This window comes from Nonomuraea sp. NPDC050733 (genome assembly GCF_040654215.1).
Lineage (GTDB): Bacteria > Actinomycetota > Actinomycetes > Streptosporangiales > Streptosporangiaceae > Nonomuraea.
The window spans coordinates 108,043-125,700 of sequence record NZ_JBFAHO010000010.1; the positions used below are offsets into that span (position 1 = coordinate 108,043).

The following is a 17,658-nucleotide window of genomic DNA, read 5'->3' on the forward strand; positions in this document are numbered from 1 at the left end:
ACTCCGTTCGAGAGCGGGACACCGGGCGGCGGTCAGCTGAGGAACTCGCGTGCCGGATTGGCGCGGGGGTAGGTCCGCAGGTAGTCCAGGAACGTCGCCAGGGTCCTGTCACGGGAGGTGAGCAGGCCCGGCTGGAAATGAATGGTGTCGAAGATGTCGGAGTCGTCGGAGTAGAACTGCATCTGCGCCTCGAACACCTGCTGCAGCGCCTGCTCCGCCGACTCCTCGGTCTCCGACTCGCCCTTACGGACGCCGTAGACGAAGAAGGAGTCCGTCCGGCCCGGAGCCGGCAGGCTCGGCGAGGTCATCCAGAAGTACCAGCGGCCGTTGAGCAGGCCCGTCTGCAGGAACAGGTTGGGGCCGTGGATGTCGATCTGGACGTCGTACGTGGTGCCGTCCGGCAGGGAGCCGACGAGGTCGTACCCATGGCTGTGGGCGCTGTGCCGGGCCGTGTCGGCGGGCGGCGTCTTCAGGTCGAACCCGTGCGGCAGCGACAGGTGCTGCAGGTCCAGGGTGTGCGCCGACACCATCCAGGGCTCCATGGCCAGGTGCCCGAACCGTCCCCGTCGCGCCCGCACCTCGTCCTCCGGGCAGGGTAGATCGGGAATCTGGAAGATCGGCTCGGTGCCGTTGAACGCCCACACGACGCCGAATCTCTCCGCGGTGGGGAACCGGAACAACCGCGCGCCGTCCGGCACCGGGTCGCCGCTGCCGGTCCGGCGGCACACCCCCTGCTCGTCGTAGACCCAGCCGTGGAAACGGCATCGCAGCATGCCGTCGGACACGGTTCCCACGCTCAGGTCGGCGCCGAGATGCAGGCAGTATGCCGACACCACCGACGGCCGGCCCGCTCTGTCGCGGAACGCGACGACCCGCCCGCCCAGGAACTCCGCGCCGACGACCTTGCCGGCCGTCAGGTCGGCGGCCATGCAGATCGGATACCAGCTCTGTGTGTAGAGTCCGTCGTCCCCCTCGTGTGGCAGGTGCTCGCCCATCGGGCGGGGAACCGGATCGTCCTGGCCGGTCGCCGGGGCCGGGGGTGTGGTCACGGGTCACCTCCGCTTGTTCGGTTCGCGCGGTGGCCCAAACGCTAGATCAGGCCAGGTCCCGGAACTTCTTCGATCCTGCGCAAGCTCGCTAGCGGCCGACCGGCAGGCTTTTCGGCGTCGGATCGAAGCCGCTCTCCTGGGCGGCCAGCAGCGGGGAGGCGAAGACGATCGGCGGATCGCTGGGCCGGCGCGGGCGCAGGTCGATGACGATGCTGCTCTCGGCGACGTGGCCGTCCTCGACGTGGACGTGCCCGTACGAGCCGACCAGGTACTGGTTCGGCAGGTCGCCGGTCATCATGGCCTCGATGTCGGCGTCGGGCGAGAAGCTCATCGCCAGCGCCATGTAGGCGCCGTCGGGGCCGACCGCCATGTCCACCTCGGCGGACTCCCGGGCCATGGCGCAGGCGGCCGGCCAGCCCTGCGGGATGCCGGACTCGAACAGCCCGACCAGCGCGATGCGGCCCGGCTCCAGGCCGTTGAACCGTACCCGGAGCTTGCGGGTCCGCCCGGCACGGAGCGGGGGCGGCGCCGCCGCGTCCAGCACCGCGTCCCACGACTGGTCGGACATCTCGCCGATCAGCCGCCGGAACTTGCGCGGCGAGACCCCGACGTGCCGGGCGAACTGGTGGGAGAAGGTGCCGAGGCTCGTGTACCCCACCTGCATGCAGATCGTGGTGATGTCCAGGTCGGTGACCGCGAGCAGGCGCTTGGCCTCGGCGATCCGCAGCGCCGCCAGGAACCGCGCCGGGGTGGTGGCGGTGATGAGCCGGAACACGCGCAGGAAGTGGAACGGGCTGAAGCACGCGGTCTGCGCCAGGTCGTCGAGCGAGTGCGCGCGGGACAGGTCGCGGCGGATCTTGCCGAGGACCTCCTCCACCGCCCGAAGACGGTGATCGTCGCAAACGCCGATCCGGTCCGTTGCGCCGTTCTCGCGCATCCGCACTCCTGCCTCCAGGTCCCTGCAGCATCCATCGATATGTCCCTCAGGTCCACCCGCCGCCCGCGGCGCTCGGTCAGGGCCGGTTGGAGGGCTCCGGGCTCGGCCACATCGACGCCCAGCCGCCCTGGGCGCCGTGCGTCTCCCGCAGCAGGTCCGGGATCTTCGCCACGTCGAAGACCCCCCAGTGCTCCACGATCTGCCCGCCGTCGAAGCGGAAGGTGTTCGATCCGCCGATCGCGAAGGTCTTGCCGGTGGCGGGGACGCCCATGAACTCGCCGGTGTGCGCGAAGTGCAGCTCGATGGCCTGCGACAGGTACTCCCCCTCGCACACCGAGACGAGCACCTCCACCTTGGTGGTGGTGAGCGCGTCGGCGGCCTGGCCGAACCGGTGCGCGACGCCGTCGCGGCCGGGCGGGTCCCACGGAGGCGCGAAGTGGTCCACGAACTCCGGGGCCAGCACCTCCTGTATCGCCGTGAAGTCCTTCGAGAAGAGCACGGCCCCGCGGAAACGCCGTACGATCTCTTCCCGCTCGGCCTTGATCTTGGCCAGTTCGTCGTTCACATGCCCTCCCAGGTTGCTGTCAGGCCGTGGCCTCCAGCAGCTCGCTGTCGATCAGCCCGAGCTGCTCGAGAAGGTGCACGGTGTCGGCCACGCCCCAGTGCTCGACCACCTTGCCGTCCACGATGCGCAGCTGGCCCATCAGCGCGCAGCGGACGGCCCGGCCCGTCGGCTCGATGTTCAGATAGGGGCCGGAGTGGGTCGCCGAGACCGTGAGCCGGGTGCTGACGAGATCGCGCTCGGCGATCATGTCCTCGACGTCGATCCGGATGTCCGGGAACGCGGTGATGAACCGCTGCATCTCGCTGCCCACCAGGCCGGCCGGCATGGTTCCGTCGCGGCCGTGATGCACCATGTCCGGCGCCCAGTAGCGCATCATCGCGGAGATGTCCCGTACGTTCCACGCGTCGACGAGCTTCTGTACGACGGCCTTGTTGGCGGCCAGCTGGTCCGGTTCCACGGTCACGGTTCCTCCCCGTCGGCCCCTCCACGGATGACACCCTCATAGGGGAACACATCGCCATATGTCGGGGTTTCTTCGAGATTGTCGTTCTGCCGGGTGCGATTGACCGGGCCGTCAGGCCGCGGAGACACTGAACGCGGTCCAGCGCCTGCCGGGAAGGACGGCATTCACCATGACCATCTCGGATGACGTACGACCTCGGCCCCGCGCCGAGAGCATCCCGTCCGAGGGTGCGGACGGCCTGTTCACGCAGACCTGGTTCCCGGTGTGCCTGAGCACCGCCCTGCCGGCGGACGGCGGCATCGCCGGCGTCGACCTGCTCGGCGGCCGGGTGGTGGCCGTGCGCTCCCGCTCCGGCGAGGTCGCCGTGTTCAGCGCCTACTGCGTCCACCTGGGCGCCGACCTGTCGGTGGGCCGCCTCGAACGTGACGCGATCCGCTGCGCCTTCCACGGCTGGCGCTACGGCATGGACGGCCGCTGCCTGTCCGCCAACGGCACGCCGGTCGATCCCCGGGCGCGCCTGTTCCGCTTTCCCACCGTCGAGTCGCACGGCATCGTCTGGGCGTTCAACGGCTCGGCCCCGCTGTTCGCGCTCCCCCAGCCGGAGCCGCCGATGCCCGGGGCGCCCGTCGCGACGCGGACGATGGCGTTCGACCACGAGCTGGCGGTCGATCCGTGGGTGGTCGCGGCCCAGACGATGGACCTGCAGCACTTCGCCCTCCCCCATGAGGGGAAGTTCGTCGAGGACCCCAACGACTCGGTCACCTGGGACGAGTTCTCGGTGGGATACCGCTATCACGCGCTGATGCCGGGCGGAGAGGAGTACCGGGTCTGGGCGTCGATCCACGGCAGCAACATCTTCTGGCAGCAGGGCACCCTCGACGGCCGCTGGTTCTACTGGATCACCGGCATGGCGGCGCCCCGGGAGCGGACCACCGCCTCATTCTTCGGCTGGGGCACCCATGTGCTGCCCGGCGAGCCGCCGGAGGCGGCCGAGGAGTTCCTCACCAGGGTGCAGGCGTTCATGTTCAACCTGCTGGCGGAGGACGCGCCTGTGCTGATGACGATCCACTACACCCCCGGGCTGCTGACCCACGGCGACACCGCCCTCGCCGACTTCTTCTCGTACCTGCGCCGCTACCCGCGGGCCAACCCGGCCCGGCACTATCTGCGGTGACCCGCGCCTCCGCCGGCCACGCCACGAGGCGGGCCGGCGGAAGCAGCGGGTCGCGTGTCAGTTCTGCTCGTACGCCTGCCGCAGCAGCGCCTTGACGCCGTCGTCCACCTGCTCGACGGCGGTCACGCTGATCTTGTGGGTGGACTGGCCCGGGGCCTTGGCCGGCTTGAGCCGCTCGTCGGCCGGCGGGTCGACGAAGCGCAGCCCGAGGTCGATCCGGCTTCCCGTGGCGGGCTGCACCGCGGCGAACTGGCGCTTGCGGTTCACCGCGACGAAGGTGGCGCGCACCTCGACGGCCACGTCGTCGCCCAGCCCGGTGGCCGCCGCGACGAGCGCCTCGTAGATCGGCTTCAGGCTCTGCTGCGAGCCGGCGTACTGGGCGGCGAGATGGTCGTCGGCGGTGGGCTCGGCCCACCCGGCGTCCTTGGCCGCGGCGATGGCGATCGCCTCCTGCTGCGGCTTGGTCAGGCCGTGCTCGGACTTGAGCCATTGCCGCACCGCGCGCTGGTCGAGCGGGTCGGTCCCGGACTTGCGGACCTCGGCCACCCACTCGTCGAGCGACTTGCCGGTCTTCTCGGGTAGGGACGCCGAGACGCGGACGAGCATCTCCGCTCCGGAGAGCGCCATGCCGTGTTCCTTTCGTCGGATTGCGGAAGGGGGGAGCTGCTCAGCCCCAGGACGCGCCCGCCCCCTGAGGAGGCGCCTTGACACGGCTCGCGATCACGGCGGCCACGACCATCAGCACGGCGCCCACGATCAGCGCGGTGTTGAGGCCACTGGTGAAGCTCTGGCCGACCGCGGTCCTGATCTGCGCACCGACGTCCGGAGCCACCCCGGTGACCTGCGGCAGGACACCCTGAGCCGCCACGGCCGCCTGGTCCGTCGCCTTGCCGGCGGCGTCCGGCGGAACGCCCGCGGCGCTGAGACGCCCGGGAAGGTCCGCGGCGACGCGCACGCTGATGATGGCCCCGAGGATGGCCGTGCCGAGCACGGCGCCCAGCATCAGGCCGGTCTGCTGCATGCCCGACGCCGTCCCCGCGAGGTTGGCCGGGCTGTGTCCGAGGATCACCCCGACGGCCACCGGGACGATCGCGCCGATCCCGATGCCCATCAGCCCCAGCGACGGACCGAGCAGCGCGTACGACGAGTCGGCCTGCAGCAGCGTGATCCCCACCGAACCCAGGGCGACCAGCACCGCGCCCAGCATCATCGGGACGCGAGGGCCCCGGTCGTTGCCCAGTTTGCCGCCGACCGCGGCGCCGACCCCGAACAGGACGGTCTGCGGGAGCAACAGCACCCCGGCGAGCAGCGGCGTGGCCCCCTGCACCTGCTCCAGGTAGAGGCCGAAGTAGAAGTAGCTGCCGAAGGCGACGAACGCGGCCATCGTGAGGACCACGACCGCGGCCGACAGGGACACGGAGCGGAACAGGCGCAGCGGAAGGACCGCGTTCGCCGACACCTGCTGCCGCCAGAGGAACAGCGCCCCCAGCACCACGAAGCCCAGGAAGCACAGCCCGGTGAACAGGTCGAGACCGTCCACGGGGATGCGGACGATCCCCCACACCAGCGCCAGCAGCGCGGCCGACAGCAGGATCACGCCGGGGATGTCGATCGGCGCGGCCAGTCGCTCCTCGCGCCCCTTGTCCATCAGCACCAGCCCGGCGATCACGACGATCGCGCAGATCGGGACGTTGAGGAAGAAGATCCCCCGCCACCCGAACTGGCCGACCACCAGGCCGCCGATGAACGGCCCCGCCGCCATGGCCAGCGCGCCGAACGCGGCCCAGACCCCGATGGCCGTCTTCATCCGGTCGAACGGGAACAGGTTGCGGATGATCGCCAGGGAGTTGGGCGCGAGCACGGCCCCGAACAGGCCCTGCACGACGCGGGCGGCGATCAGCACCTCGACGGAGCCGGCCAGTCCCGCGGCCGCCGAGCTCGCGGCGAACCCGACCATCCCCACGAGGAAGGTGGTGCGGTGTCCGAACCTGTCGCCCATCTTCCCGGCCGTGATCAGGAAGACGACCACCGCGAACATGTAGCCGTTGCTGACCCACTGGAGCTGGCTGAGCTCCGTCCCCAGCTCGACGGCGATCTTCGGGTTCCCGAGCGCCATCACGGTGGAGTCGAGCGCCTCCATCATGGCCCCGAGAGAGACGAGCACCAGGGTGATCCACATCCGGGACGAGACGGTGCTCGCGGGCGCGGGCTCGTCCGCACCGGATGGTGACCACGTTTCGTCACGAGGGGGTTGAGTCATGGCTTCTCCCACGGAGGGACGACTGGTGGATCACCGCGGGCACGCCGCGCGGTGGGGACGAACGGTCAGGCGCCGCCGCCGTCGACGAGGATGAAGCGGTTGCCGTCGGGGTCGGTGACGGCCGCCTGCTTGCCCCACGGGGTCTGGTTGGGGTCGTCGACGGAGACACCGGCGTCGCGCAGGGCGGCGACGGCCTCGTCGGTGTCCTTGGTCTCGAGCATGGCGTTCTGCAGCTTGGGGATGTCGGGCATCCAGTTGCACAGGACCAGCGTCGTCTGCCCGCCCTTGGGCGCCACCTCGATCCAGCGCAGGTTGTCGCCCATCGGCATCGGCGTCTCGCTGCGGACCTCGAAGCCGAGCTTGTCGACGTAGAACGCCTTGGCGGCGTCCTGGTCGGTGACGGGAATGGTCAACTTCTGCAGATGCGTGATTTCCATGCGGCAATCCTAGGTAGGGAAGATCCTACCCGTCAAGGGTCGGCTACATCCTACGCGTTCATGTCGCGAGCCGCCGGAGAGCCGTTACGGACCGGTGGCAGCAATGTCGGAGAAGGGTTCGCGACCCGCCTCAGGCATGCTCGGGAGATGCACCCGACGAGACGAGGCCGCGTACTCGTGGCAGGCGGGGGCGTCACCGGGCTCGCGCTGGGGATCGCGCTGCGTCACCGCGGGTTCGCCGCCGTCGTCCTGGAGCGCTCGGCCGGACCCGACCCGGCCGGTGGCGGGCTGGTGCTGGCTCCCAACGCCGTCAAGGCGCTCGACGCGATCGCGCCCGGCCTGGCCGGCCGGGTCCGCGCGGCGGGCCGTCCCGCCGGCGGCCGCGGCGCGGCCCCGCATCGCAGCGCGTTCCTGGACGACCGCGGCCGGCTGCTCGGGTCGGTGTCGTTCGACGGGTACGAGGACCGCTACGGCATGCCGGCGGTCACCATCCTGCGCGCCGGCCTGCACGCGCTGCTCTGGGAGGCGGCGGGCGACGCCGGGGTGGAGCTGGCCGGCGGACGCGCCGCCGCCCGGTATCTCGACCGCGGCTCGCACGTCGAGCTGGTCGCCGGCACCGGCGAGGTCCTGCGCGGTGACCTGCTGGTCGGAGCCGACGGTGTCCACTCGGCCGTACGCGCGCAGTTGCTGGGCGACGGCGGGCCGCGCTACCGGGGGTTCACCGCGGTGCGCGGGATCGGGCCGGCGCCCGCGGCCTACCCCGACGGGTTCATCGCCTACGGGCGGGGGCTGGTGCTCTTCGCCGCCGCGCTCGGCGGAGGCGACCTGTACTGGGTGGCGTCGATGACCGCGCCGCGCGGCGTCTGGCCGCGCCGCCCGGTCGCCGAGGCGCTGGCCCATGTGATCGACCGCACCAGCGCCTGGCATCCGGACCTGCGCAAGGTGCCGGCCTCGGCCGATCCGGCCGGCTGTGTCGTCCACGACGTCTTCGACCGGCCGCCGCCGCGCACGTGGAGCCGGGGCCGCGTCGTGCTCGCCGGCGACGCCGCGCACCCGATGGTGTACACCCTCGGGCAGGGGGCCGGGATGGCCCTGGAGGACGCGGCCGTCCTCGCCGCCGCGCTCGCCGGAACCGGCACCACCACGCCGGCCGCGACCGACGGCGCCACGCCGGCCGCGGTCGACGGCGCCGCGCCGGACGGGACCGACGGCGTCGGGGTGGAGCGGGCGTTGCGGCGCTACGCGGCCGAGCGGGGCCCGCGCGTGCGCCGGATCGTGCGCCAGTCACGGCTGCTGGGCCGGGTCGGTCACGTGCGCTCGCCGTTACTGGTCGCGATCCGCCGGGCGATCCTGATCGCCACGACCCGCGGGGACGCCGGCGAGCAGAGCGCGGACGTGTTCGCCTGGACGCCCCCGGAGGAGGCCCGGCGCTGAGCCCGGGGAGGCCCGGCGCTGCGCGGCCGCCGGTCGTGACGGCCGTCGCGGGCCTCACCGCTCGCGGGCCCGGCCCGCCAGGTAGGCCGCGCCCCGCGCGGAGATCCGGTAGCCGGTGCCGAGGCTGACGGTCAGCCCGAGGTTCTTGAGCTTGCGCACGTCCAGCTTGAACTGCGCGGCGTCACGTCCCAGCTCGTCGGCCAGGTCACCGGCCCGGACCTCCGGCCGGCGGCTGATGATCTCCAGCGTCGCCTCGGTCCACGGGCCGGTCCTGCTCGCCCGGTCCAGCCGGGCGAGCCTGGCCGCGATGGTCTCCCGCTCCTCCGCCGACAGGTCGCCGGAGGCCGCCGCCTCGTCACGCGGGTCCGGCTCGTCGACGAACCGGACGCGGAGCCGGTAGACGGGGTCGCCGGGATGCCCGCGAAGATCCTCGACCACGGCGGCGGCCGATGGATAGCCGGCGGCCGCCGCGTCGGCGTCGGTGATCCGACCGGCCTCCACGACGTCGACCGCGTCGACCGCCACCCGGCCCAGCGCGGTGCGGTACACGTTGCCCGCGGTCGCCTGCCGCTGCCGCCAGCGGCGGAACAACACGGTGATGGCCCCGCTGCGGATGCCGTCATGCCGTTCTTTCTCGATCAGCATGAGGGGAGGCTACCGCCCGCAGCCCGTCATTCCCGGCCGGACGCGAGCGGCTCCAGCAACCTGTCGGGGTTGGGGCAGACGTGGTCGGGGCCCGGCGTCCTGCCGGTCAGCAGGAAGTCGCTGACCAGCGCGTTCAGACCGGCGTTCCCGTAGAAGGGGAAGACGCGATGGTGGGCCGTGTCCGCGACGGTCACGAAGCTCGACCGGTCCCCCAGCACCTCGTGCATGCGGCGGGCGGCCACCCACGGGGTGGACATGTCCTCGTCTGCGGCCACCAGCAGGTACCGTCCGCCCCCCGCCTCCGTGCCGAGCCGGGTGGCGGGCTCCGACGGCGGGACCGGCCAGAACGCCGGCGCCTTGATCCCGTTGAGTGCCGCGCCGGTCCAGGGGAACTCCTCGGCCGCCTTGAGCATGTCCTGCTCGTAGAGGGCGGGGCTGCGCGGCCAGGACGCGTCGCCGGCCAGGATCGCGAGCTGGGCGACCGTGCCGCTCTCCTCCTTCGGCTGCCCGAACATCCGGGTGAGGAAGTCGACGCTGTCCGCGTCGAGGTCCGCTCCGGTGATCAGGTGCCGGACGATGCCGGCGAGGACGGGGTACGCCTTCTCGCTGTTGAGCATCCCGACCGGGATCAGCCTGGCCAAGGTGCGATCGAGCGGGAATCCCATCAGCGTGACCTGGTCACCCCGGTCGACCGCGGCGAGCACGCCATCGTAGGCGGCCCGCACGTCGGGCCCGGTGGAGCCGAGCCCGTACGTGGCGTGCCGGGTGGCGGCCCAGCGGCACCACCGGTTCAGCGCGCGCTCCCCGTTCTCGGGGAAGTCGGTGAACAGCCCGCGCCACACCCAGTCCGGGCTGCAGATGGCGTCCAGCACCGCGCGGTTCAGGCGGTCGCCGAACATCTCGCCGTAGACGGCGCCCAGATAGGTCCCGTACGAGTACCCCAGGTAGTCGATCCGGTCGGCGGCGAGCACGCCGCGGATCACGTCCATGTCCCGGCAGATGTTGCGGGAGTTGGCGTGGGCGAGCAGGTCCAGCGAGCCGGCCGAGCACTTGGCGGCCACGGTGGCCTGGTAGCGGATCTCGGCGTCGAACGACTCGGGGTAGTGGAAGACCCAGAAGCGCTCGGACGGTTCGAGGTCGCAGTAGATCGGGGTGCTCGCCCCCATGAACCGGTGGTCGAAGCCGACGACGTCGAACGCCTCGACCAGCTCCCCGGGCAGGCTGCCGAGCAGCGCGGCCAGCAGGTTCAGGCCGCTGTTGCCCAGGTCGTCGCCCGGACCGATCATGAGCACGCCGCGGCGGCGGCCGGTCGCCTCGTGCCTGGCGATGCCGATCTCGATGTCGCGGTCACCGGGGCGGCGGTAGTCGAGGGGCACCCGCAGCGCCGCGCGGCGGGCGCCGCCCAGCGCGGGGTCCGGGGCGCTCCATTCGACCTGCTGGTCGTAATAGGCGGCCAGGTCGGCGTTCGGCTGGTTCATCGTCGCCCCCCTCAAAGTTCTCGCGTCCGGTCGCCGTCCAGGACGACGTCGGCGTCCGGCAGCCGTCCCGTCGTCAGGAACTCCCCGGCCACCGCGTCGACCCGGGCGTCGCCGGCGAAGGGGAAGACGCGGTGCTCCGTCATGCCGCGCACCATGACCAGCCGGGCCCGCTCGCCCAGCAGGTCCCGCATCCGGGTCGCGCCGACGGAGGAGGTGAACATGTCCTGCTCGGCCTGGACGAGCAGCACCCCGTCCGCGGCGGCGGGGCCGAACTCCGTCGGCGGTTCGAGCGGCTGGACCGGCCAGAACGCGCCGGCCTTGACCCCGAGCAGCGCCCGGTCCATGAACCCCGGCGCGTCCTGGCTCGCCGCCTCGTACTCCTCCAGCTCGCGCGGCCAGGCCGCGTCCCCGCACAGGATCGCCATCTGCGCGGCGGAGGTGGAGGCGTCGCGCGGGACGGCGAACATCGAGCCGATGAGCTGCTGGGTCTCCGCCCGCAGGGCCGCGCCGGTCCTGGCCGACCGCACCACGTCCGCCAGCGCGGGGTGCGAGCGTTGCGAGCTCAGCATCATCATCGCCAGCACCCGCAGGAACTGGTCGTCCAACGGCACCGGCACACCGGGGAGCATGATCCCGCCGGCGCCCGCCTTGTTCAGCACCTCGTCGAAGGCGTCGCGCACCCGCTGCGGGGTGTCGCCGAGCGGTCCTCCGGGCCGGGCGGTCCGCGCGCACCACTGCCGCAGGGTCGCCTCGCAGTTACGCGCGAAGTTGCCGAACAGCCCGCGCCACACCCAGTCGGGGCTGAGCACGCTGTCGAGGATCACCCGGTCGGCACGGTCGCCGAACAGCTGGCAGTACACGGCGGCGACGTAGGAGCCGTAGTTGTGCCCGATCAGGCAGATGCGCTCCTCGCCGAGGCCGCGCCGGATGACGTCGATGTCCCGGGCGATGTTGCGGGTGGTGATGTGCGGCAGGACGGCCAGGGAGCGGTCGGCCGCCTTGGCCGCGATCTCGGCCTGGAAGCGGACCTCGGCGGCGAACGACTCGGACTGGTGGAACACCCAGAAGATCTCCCGCTGGTCCAGCCCCCACTGCAGCGGCGCGCTCTCGCCGCTGAAGCGATGGTCGAACCCGATCACGTCGAAGACGTCGGTGACCGACGGGGGCAGCGCCTTCCTCAGCTCGCCGGCCAGCGCGATGCCGGAGCTGCCCGGATCGTCCGGCGCGACGACCAGCACGCCCTGCCGGGCGCCGCGCCCGCCCGCCGGGTGACGTACCACGGCGAGGTCGATCGACGGCCCGTCCGGGTCGCGATGGTCCACGGGCACGGGCACCCGCGCCCGCTGCGAGCCGTCGCCGGCCTGGGGGGCCTCCGTCCAGCGGATCGGTGCGGCCGGTGACGGGGCGCCGGTGACCGGACGGGCACTGGGGGCTCCGCTCATGATGCCTTCCTGATCTGGTAGAGGACGTTGAAGGGGGTGGGGGCGGCGACCTGCCGGGGAGCCGTCAGCCCGGCGTCGGCGCACATGGCCGCGAGCACCGGGTGAGGGAGCCCCATCATGCCCGCCACCGTCTCTCCCGTCCGGGACAGCGGAACGGAGTACAGGGTGCTGGTGCCGTAGAGGAAGGCGGGGACCTCCCCCACGTTCTCGTGCGGGTCGGTCGAGCAGTGGGTCTCCAGCAGGAGGAAGACACCGGCCGGCGTGAGCGCGCCGGCGACCCTGCGCAGGACCTCGCCGGGGTCCGCGGCCAGGTGCAGCGCGTCGAACGTCATGATCAGGTCGTAGGAGCCGGACAGGCCGTCCGCGAACTCCGCCACCCTGGTGAGCGTCACGCGGTCGGTGACGCCGAGCTCGGCGATCTCCCGGCGGGCCCGCTCGACGTTGAGGTCGTGCCGGTCGACCCCGACGAACCGCGACGCCGGGAACCGCTGGGCGAGCAGGGCGAGCGCGGTGCCCGACCCGCAGGCCAGATGGGCGACCCGCGCGCCGGCCGTCAACTTCTCCTCCAGGCCGGGGACGAGCGGCAGCCACTGGTCGAGCAGCATCGCCCTGAGCCACTTGGCGCTCATCCGCCAGGTGGCCTCGTACATCGCGGGCGGGTAGTCGGCCGGGGTCAGGCCGGCGCCGCTGCGGAAGCAGCCCGCCACCTGCTCGACCATCGCGGCCAGCGGCGGGACCAGCCGGGCGATGCCGCCGACGTAGAAGGGCGATTCCGGGTCGGCCAGCAGGGCGGCGTGGGCCGGCGACAGCCGGAACTCCTGCCCGGAGGGATCCATCTCCAGGTAGCCGCCCGCGACCATCGTCCGCGCCCATTCGCGCACGTAGCGGGCGTCGACGCCGGCCTTCCCGGCGATGGCGTCGGCGCTGCGGAAGGCGCCGTCGGCCAGCACCTGGAACAGCCCCAGCTGGTCCCCGAGGGCGCACGACAGGGTAACCATGGCGCGGCTCAGGTCCGCCATGAACTGTGCCCCGGCCGCGAGCGTCTGCTCGATGTCGGCTCCACGGTCGGAAACGATGGGGTTGCCCATGTGCGCCGCCTGTCATCGGTTGCCTGTCCGGTTCCGCCAGCGTAGGCATCGCCTCAGCCGGGCGGCTTCTTCGAGATTGCGCCCGCGGGATCGAGGGCGAAGCGAAACCGGCACGCCGGTCCGCGTCACTTCGCGGGGGCCGGCGTGCCGGTCTCGGCCGGGCCGCTAACGCGCGGCGCCGTCCCGCGTCCGGGTGAACCAGACCGGCAGCTCGCCGAGTCCGCGGAGAACGCCCGTCTCGCGATACTCCAGCTTCTCGACCGGGAGGGCCAGCGTCATCTCGGAGAACTCGTTGAGCAGCGAGGTGAACGCGATCTCCGTCTCCAGGCGGGACAGGGGCGCCCCGATGCAGTAGTGGATGCCGTAGCCGAACGCCAGGTGGTTGCGGTCGCCGCGGCTGACGTCGAGCCGCTCGCCCTCGTCGAACCTGCGCTCGTCGCGGTTGGCCGACGCGTTGGCGATCGTCACCAGCGCTCCGGCCGGGATCGTCACCTCGCCGATCGTGATGGGCTCGGTGGCCACCCGCAGCATCGCCCGCTCCACGGGGCCGTCGTAGCGGGCCAGCTCCTCCACGGCCGACGGCATCAGCGACATGTCGCCGCGCAGCCGGTCCATCTCGCCGGGGTTCTGCAGCAGCGCCAGCATGCCGTTGCCGATCAGGTTCACGGTCGTCTTGTAGCCCGCGATGAGCAGCAGGTTGGCCGTGGAGACGACCTCCTTCTCGGTGAACGTGCTGCCCGAGTCGGACGCCACGATCAGGGCGCTGAGCAGGTCGGGCTGCTCCTCCTCGTGCCCGGAGCCGGGCTTGAGCTCGGCCCGCTTACGGGCGACCAGGTCGACGAAGTAGTCGCGCAGCAGCCGGTTGGCCTCGTACGGGCGGATCCGCTCGCCCTTGACGTAGGTCGGGGTCAGGGCCGCGAGCACCCAGTTCGTGAAGCTCACGGCGTCCTGGAACGGGACGCCCAGCAGCTCGCAGATGACCTTGATCGGCATCGGCGCGGCGAACGAGCTCATGAAGTCGAACTGCTTGGAAGTGTCGATCTCGGCGAGCAGCTCGTCGGTGATCTGCTGGATGCGGGGGCGGAGCCGCTGCACCCGCTCGGCGCTGAACGCCTTGTTCGCCAGCTGCCGGAGCCGGGTGTGATCGGGCGGGTCGGCGTTGAGCATGTGCGGCTCGGAGTCCTCCTCGCCCTCGTCGTACAGCTCGGTCTGCCGCATGACGTCCCACATGTTCCGGGGGTCGCGGGAGAGCCGGCGGTCAGCGAGCGCGGCCCGCGCCTCCTCGTACCGGGTGATCACCCAGTGCTCGATGCCGCGCGGCTCCTTGACGAGCTGGACCGGTCCCTCCTCCCGCATCTGCGCGTAGACGGGGAAGGGGTCGTGGCGGAGGTGCGGTTGATACAGCGGGTGAAGCTCGTCCTCGGCGTGTGCCATATCGCCGGTCCTTCCATGGTGGATGGGTGGGGAACTTGCGCGAGGTGACCGTCATCCGGGCATGCCGTCCGGCATGTCCGGCGGGGACATCCGCCGGACGAGATTGCCGAGACGGTCGAAGGCGGCGGCCCAGAACTGGGTGAGCAGGGTGCGGTCGTGCGGGGCGGTCTCCGTCGAGCCGAACATCTCCCACCCGTAGTGGAAGACCTGCAGCAGGCTGCCGCCGAGGTGCGTCGGCTCGATCCACAGATGGCCGGACAGATGGTCCGGCCATCCGCCCCGGTCGAGCCGGAAGTGCAGGCTCGGCAGGTACGACGGGAACCGCTGGCCGGCCTCGATGTGCTCGGTGACCGTCAGGACGCAGCTTCCGCTGGCGTCGCCGATCACGAACGTCATCGGGTCGTCGACGTTCAGCGAGCCCGACGTGCGGCCCGTCCAGTACTGCAGGGCCGGGACGGCGGTCAGCGCCGCCCATGCCTCGTAGGCCGGGACGGGCAGCTCGGTCTGCACGTAGGGCCCCATGCGCCGCCAGGTCCAGCGCACGTCACGTCCGGTCTGGATGTGGTCGGACAGCTGGTCGAGGATGCCCGGCCAGCCCGTGCCGTTCCAGCTCCGCCAGTCCGACGGCCCGTTCGAGCTGATCTCCGTGACGGTCACCGTGGTGGCGGCGCCCATGGCGGTGAGCTGCCACGTCACGCGCGTGGCCGGGCCCACGCCCACCCACCGCCATCGATAGCCAAGCCTGGCCGAGTGACCGTCCGCGCCGGGCGGCTCGACGACGTCGGTGTGACACCAGAAGAACTCGCCGTCGCGGAAGTCGAGCATGCTCCGCTCGCCTTCGCGGGCCCAGGCCGGCCCGGTCCTCGCCAGCCACCGCCCGACCCGGTCGGGATCGGTCAGCGCCGTCCACGTGGCGTCCAGGTCGGCCGGGACGGTCACCGAGGCGACCACCCGTTCCCACCGGTCGTGCGCGACCGGCTGGGCCGACGACCGGAAGGGCGGGAACGGCGACGGCTCCATGAGCGGGACGGTGAGATCGTCGGGCAGTGATTCGACAGCGGTCATGGCTCCTCGGCTCGATCAGCGGGGGCTGGGGACTGGTCTCGCCCTGGTCAGGCGAACCGCTCCGGGGCCAGGTAGCCGCCCATGTTGAACCGCAGGCTGGTCAGGTAGCCGACCGGCAGGCCGTCGGGGTCCGTGAGGTCCATCAGCGGCAGCATCCGGTAGATCTGCCCCTTGCCGGGGGCTCCCGCCGGCGGGATCGAGCGGACGTCGTCGATGGTCAGGATGACCGGCTCCTTGTTGAAGAGCGTCTTGCCCAGCTTCGGCATGTCGAACAGGCAGCCGACCGCCATCCGGCACGCCTTGGCCGCGGGGCCCTCACCGGCGTACGGGTCGAAGGGGGTGCGGATCTGGCCGGCGGACAGGCAGGTCGGGTTGAGGGTGACGGTGATGGTCCCCAGCTCTGCCGACTCCCCGGTCATCTTCATCTCGATGAGGTTGGTGTAGACCTCGGCGTCGGCCCATTCGTTGTCGGTGGGCTGGGACCGGACCACCCGGACGTAACCATCGAACTCGACGTCGAATTCGCCGACGCCGGGAATGGCGAACGTGTCCCAGGAGTGGATCCCGAGATTGTCGATCCCGGCCTCGGGCGTCGCCCACCTGACGACCGGCGTGCCCTCGTACAGGTTGGGCACCCCGTCGGTCGTGACCGGCCGGCCGAAGACGGTGGTCTTTGCGGGAGTGGTCATTGTGGTTGTTCCTTTCGGGGAGTGTGAGATCGGCCTGTGGTGACGGCGGGTCAGAGGCCCACGGCGCGGTGGTCGCAGCAGGTCCGCCCCGGCTCGTCGGCGATGCCGTCCTGGTCGCTGTCGACCTCGCCGTCGACCGTGCTGTAGACGTCGCGGGAGTTGAGGTCGATCCGGCCGTCGCCGTCCCAGTCGTTCAGCTTCCCCTTGAAGGTGCCGAGGATGAACACGTTGGTCAGGTCCCTGACCTCGGGGTCGTGCATGGTCGACAGGATCCCGTTGCCGGGCTGCAGGATCTCCTCGAGGGACTTGCCGGCGACGCCGGCGACGTTCGTGTAGCCCCAGCCCTGGAAGCGGCCCCGCACGTACCTGATGGCGTCCTCGCCGCGGACCTTCAGCGTCGGGTCCAGGTGCCAGGTGCCGTAGCGGGCGAACCCGATGCGCGTGTCGTGGGTGCCCATCGAGTCGTCGTCGGCCCGGCCGGACTTGAAGAACGTCCGCGGGACCTGCGACTCGAAGAAGAAGTTGCCGCGGTCCCGCCTGGACCGGTCGGTGAAGCCGCGGAACAGGTAGTTGTCCATGTGCGGCGAGCCGTCGGCGTGCAGGCCGCTGATGGTCTTGGCCATGAGCAGCTGCTTCTCGCGGGTGGCCACGTTCGGGCACGCGTGCGCCTGCCCGTAGATCCGGGCCAGGCCGAGAGGGCCGAGCGAGACCTTGCCCCAGTGCCGGTTGGTGTCGTCCAGCCGCACGTACAGGTCGCAGTGGATGAGCAGGTAGATCGTCTCGTCGAAGGTCCGGCCCTCGGTGAAGACGCCGCCGCGGCCGTCGAAGGCCGGGTCACCGGTGGTGAGCTCGCTGGCGAACAGCTTGGACCACTCGGCGATCTCGGGGTCGGAGTCCGTGGCGAAGCGGCGCAGCGCCGCGATCGCGTGCGGGCCGCCGAGCTTCTCCATGGCCCAGAGCGTGTCCCAGCGGACCTCGCGGTGCTTCTCGTGCCTGATGACCTCGGTGAGCAGCTCGAACGCGTCGGGCAGGTCGCGGTCGGCGTACTCGAAGACGGCCTGCTCGCGCATGACCGGGTCGGGGTGGTGCAGCGCGTCGTGCTGCAGCTCCTCGTCGGTGCGGTTGTCGACGCGGACGGCGGCCCGGTTCAGGGCGTAGCCGAAGTCGCTGCACCAGGCGGCGGGGTCGCCGGCCACGAAGCGCGGGTCCATGCTGAGCGTCGTGCGGTACGCGAAGTTGAGCGCGTCGCGCTGCTCGTCGCGCAGCGACTCAAGCGGCGGGGCCTCGACCGGAAGCGATGACTGAGGATCGGGATTGCCCACCGATTCTGGGGACTTATTGCATAGATCAATTGCCATCTGTTGCCTCCGAAGGGCGAAGTTGTGGCTACGGAATTCACGTTAGGAGGGGCCGGGTGACAAAACTTCTCCCACCTTGCCCACCCCCGTGGTCGGCGGTATCGGAGCTGGCGGACGCTGTGGTGATCGGATACCGTCGG

Annotated in this window: 17 protein-coding genes; 2 read left to right on the top strand and 15 right to left on the bottom strand. The window is 71.5% G+C overall.

Going from position 1 to position 17,658, the window contains the following annotated elements; all coding sequences use genetic code 11:
• Positions 1–32: 32 nt before the first annotated feature.
• The 4 genes from AB0H64_RS19230 to AB0H64_RS19245 all read right to left on the bottom strand — a co-directional run bounded on the left by AB0H64_RS19230 (position 33) and on the right by AB0H64_RS19245 (position 3,014).
• Positions 33–1,049: a Rieske 2Fe-2S domain-containing protein gene (locus AB0H64_RS19230; protein WP_357625963.1), complete on the bottom strand. Its 1,017-nt coding sequence runs from the start codon at positions 1,047–1,049 to the stop codon at positions 33–35.
• 88 nt (positions 1,050–1,137) lie between these two features.
• Positions 1,138–1,986, bottom strand: coding sequence for a helix-turn-helix domain-containing protein (locus tag AB0H64_RS19235; RefSeq protein WP_357625966.1), 849 nt, complete (start codon positions 1,984–1,986; stop codon positions 1,138–1,140).
• A 76-nt stretch (positions 1,987–2,062) separates the two neighbouring features.
• Positions 2,063–2,551, bottom strand: a complete 489-nt coding sequence (locus AB0H64_RS19240) for an ester cyclase (RefSeq protein WP_357625969.1) — start codon at positions 2,549–2,551, stop codon at positions 2,063–2,065.
• A gap of 19 nt (positions 2,552–2,570) precedes the next feature.
• Positions 2,571–3,014 carry an ester cyclase gene (locus AB0H64_RS19245; protein WP_357625972.1) on the bottom strand — a complete coding sequence of 148 codons (444 nt, stop codon included), beginning with the start codon at positions 3,012–3,014 and terminating at the stop codon, positions 2,571–2,573.
• A gap of 169 nt (positions 3,015–3,183) precedes the next feature.
• Between AB0H64_RS19245 and AB0H64_RS19250 the strand changes: the two genes are divergently transcribed.
• On the top strand, positions 3,184–4,188 hold the full coding sequence (locus AB0H64_RS19250; RefSeq protein ID WP_357625974.1) for a Rieske 2Fe-2S domain-containing protein: 1,005 nt from the start codon (positions 3,184–3,186) through the stop codon (positions 4,186–4,188).
• A 57-nt stretch (positions 4,189–4,245) separates the two neighbouring features.
• On the opposite strand, the gene AB0H64_RS19255 is transcribed toward AB0H64_RS19250, so the two are convergent.
• From AB0H64_RS19255 to AB0H64_RS19265, 3 genes are all read right to left on the bottom strand, one after another.
• The gene (locus AB0H64_RS19255) at positions 4,246–4,815 is read right to left on the bottom strand and encodes a DUF5655 domain-containing protein (protein ID WP_357625977.1); all 570 of its coding nucleotides are present in this window, start codon (positions 4,813–4,815) and stop codon (positions 4,246–4,248) included.
• Positions 4,816–4,855: 40 nt separating this feature from the next.
• Complete coding sequence (locus AB0H64_RS19260; RefSeq protein WP_357625980.1) at positions 4,856–6,367, bottom strand: MFS transporter; 1,512 nt, start codon at positions 6,365–6,367, stop codon at positions 4,856–4,858.
• A gap of 146 nt (positions 6,368–6,513) precedes the next feature.
• Positions 6,514–6,885, bottom strand: a complete 372-nt coding sequence (locus AB0H64_RS19265; protein ID WP_357625982.1) for a VOC family protein — start codon at positions 6,883–6,885, stop codon at positions 6,514–6,516.
• A gap of 147 nt (positions 6,886–7,032) precedes the next feature.
• Between AB0H64_RS19265 and AB0H64_RS19270 the strand changes: the two genes are divergently transcribed.
• Positions 7,033–8,319 carry an FAD-dependent monooxygenase gene (locus AB0H64_RS19270; protein ID WP_357625985.1) on the top strand — a complete coding sequence of 429 codons (1,287 nt, stop codon included), beginning with the start codon at positions 7,033–7,035 and terminating at the stop codon, positions 8,317–8,319.
• Between the two features lie 54 nt (positions 8,320–8,373).
• Here AB0H64_RS19270 and AB0H64_RS19275 read toward each other — a convergent pair whose 3' ends face one another.
• The 8 genes from AB0H64_RS19275 to AB0H64_RS19310 all read right to left on the bottom strand — a co-directional run bounded on the left by AB0H64_RS19275 (position 8,374) and on the right by AB0H64_RS19310 (position 17,482).
• A complete protein-coding gene (locus AB0H64_RS19275; RefSeq protein WP_357625988.1) occupies positions 8,374–8,964 on the bottom strand; it encodes a hypothetical protein in 591 nt (196 codons plus the stop codon).
• Between the two features lie 26 nt (positions 8,965–8,990).
• Positions 8,991–10,442, bottom strand: coding sequence for an alpha/beta fold hydrolase (locus tag AB0H64_RS19280; protein ID WP_357625991.1), 1,452 nt, complete (start codon positions 10,440–10,442; stop codon positions 8,991–8,993).
• 11 nt (positions 10,443–10,453) lie between these two features.
• Positions 10,454–11,884, bottom strand: coding sequence for an alpha/beta fold hydrolase (locus AB0H64_RS19285; RefSeq protein ID WP_357625993.1), 1,431 nt, complete (start codon positions 11,882–11,884; stop codon positions 10,454–10,456).
• Complete coding sequence (locus AB0H64_RS19290; RefSeq protein ID WP_357625996.1) at positions 11,881–12,972, bottom strand: class I SAM-dependent methyltransferase; 1,092 nt, start codon at positions 12,970–12,972, stop codon at positions 11,881–11,883. Before AB0H64_RS19290 ends, AB0H64_RS19285 begins: the two co-directional genes overlap by 4 nt.
• A 165-nt stretch (positions 12,973–13,137) precedes the next feature.
• Positions 13,138–14,406, bottom strand: coding sequence for a cytochrome P450 (locus AB0H64_RS19295; RefSeq protein ID WP_357625997.1), 1,269 nt, complete (start codon positions 14,404–14,406; stop codon positions 13,138–13,140).
• Between the two features lie 51 nt (positions 14,407–14,457).
• Positions 14,458–15,471 carry an SRPBCC domain-containing protein gene (locus AB0H64_RS19300; RefSeq protein ID WP_357625999.1) on the bottom strand — a complete coding sequence of 338 codons (1,014 nt, stop codon included), beginning with the start codon at positions 15,469–15,471 and terminating at the stop codon, positions 14,458–14,460.
• Positions 15,472–15,518: 47 nt separating this feature from the next.
• Positions 15,519–16,160, bottom strand: coding sequence for a DUF6073 family protein (locus AB0H64_RS19305; protein ID WP_357626001.1), 642 nt, complete (start codon positions 16,158–16,160; stop codon positions 15,519–15,521).
• Positions 16,161–16,210: 50 nt separating this feature from the next.
• Positions 16,211–17,482, bottom strand: coding sequence for a HEAT repeat domain-containing protein (locus AB0H64_RS19310; RefSeq protein ID WP_357626004.1), 1,272 nt, complete (start codon positions 17,480–17,482; stop codon positions 16,211–16,213).
• Positions 17,483–17,658 lie beyond the last annotated feature (176 nt).

Excerpts from the sequence above, each read along its gene's own strand:
- AB0H64_RS19275 (WP_357625988.1), bottom strand. The coding sequence starts at position 8,964 with ATGCTGATCGAGAAAGAACGGCATGACGGCATCCGCAGCGGGGCCATC.
- AB0H64_RS19285 (WP_357625993.1), bottom strand. The coding sequence starts at position 11,884 with ATGAGCGGAGCCCCCAGTGCCCGTCCGGTCACCGGCGCCCCGTCACCG.
- AB0H64_RS19255 (WP_357625977.1), bottom strand. The coding sequence starts at position 4,815 with ATGGCGCTCTCCGGAGCGGAGATGCTCGTCCGCGTCTCGGCGTCCCTA.
- AB0H64_RS19280 (WP_357625991.1), bottom strand. The coding sequence starts at position 10,442 with ATGAACCAGCCGAACGCCGACCTGGCCGCCTATTACGACCAGCAGGTC.
- AB0H64_RS19250 (WP_357625974.1), top strand. The coding sequence starts at position 3,184 with ATGACCATCTCGGATGACGTACGACCTCGGCCCCGCGCCGAGAGCATC.
- AB0H64_RS19305 (WP_357626001.1), bottom strand. The coding sequence starts at position 16,160 with ATGACCACTCCCGCAAAGACCACCGTCTTCGGCCGGCCGGTCACGACC.
- AB0H64_RS19290 (WP_357625996.1), bottom strand. The coding sequence starts at position 12,972 with ATGGGCAACCCCATCGTTTCCGACCGTGGAGCCGACATCGAGCAGACG.
- AB0H64_RS19300 (WP_357625999.1), bottom strand. The coding sequence starts at position 15,471 with ATGACCGCTGTCGAATCACTGCCCGACGATCTCACCGTCCCGCTCATG.
- AB0H64_RS19260 (WP_357625980.1), bottom strand. The coding sequence starts at position 6,367 with ATGTGGATCACCCTGGTGCTCGTCTCTCTCGGGGCCATGATGGAGGCG.
- AB0H64_RS19265 (WP_357625982.1), bottom strand. The coding sequence starts at position 6,885 with ATGGAAATCACGCATCTGCAGAAGTTGACCATTCCCGTCACCGACCAG.
- AB0H64_RS19235 (WP_357625966.1), bottom strand. The coding sequence starts at position 1,986 with ATGCGCGAGAACGGCGCAACGGACCGGATCGGCGTTTGCGACGATCAC.
- AB0H64_RS19270 (WP_357625985.1), top strand. The coding sequence starts at position 7,033 with ATGCACCCGACGAGACGAGGCCGCGTACTCGTGGCAGGCGGGGGCGTC.
- AB0H64_RS19295 (WP_357625997.1), bottom strand. The coding sequence starts at position 14,406 with ATGGCACACGCCGAGGACGAGCTTCACCCGCTGTATCAACCGCACCTC.